Annotated in this window: 1 protein-coding gene; it reads right to left on the reverse strand. The window is 50.6% G+C overall.

Features of this window, described 5'->3' with window-relative positions; all coding sequences use genetic code 11:
• Positions 1 to 250 (reverse strand): phosphopantetheine-binding protein (locus IV512_RS19830; protein ID WP_305792193.1); only part of this gene is annotated, 250 nt, incomplete at its 3' end.
• Positions 251 to 263: the final 13 nt, after the last annotated feature.

Below are 263 nucleotides of genomic sequence, written 5' to 3' on the forward strand. Positions count from 1 at the left end.
TGTCCCGGCTTGTCGGGGCCGATGGGATCGTAAAGTATTCATTTCGACTTGCCCTCGCCAATAATCCTGCGTGCGATTCCAATGAGGTATGGGTAAATAGCAGATCCGAAAGGTCGACCCTGACATCGAACCCTTTATGGTAAGCACTAACAAGGCGCAGCATCTTCAGGCTATGTCCCCCCAGTTCGAAGAAGTCGTCCTTTATTCCTATTTTTTCCCTTCCGAGTACCTCCTGCCATATGGCGGCCAGTTGTTTTTCGGTC

Source organism: Pseudozobellia sp. WGM2 (genome assembly GCF_017810075.1).
Lineage (GTDB): Bacteria > Bacteroidota > Bacteroidia > Flavobacteriales > Flavobacteriaceae > JADNYK01.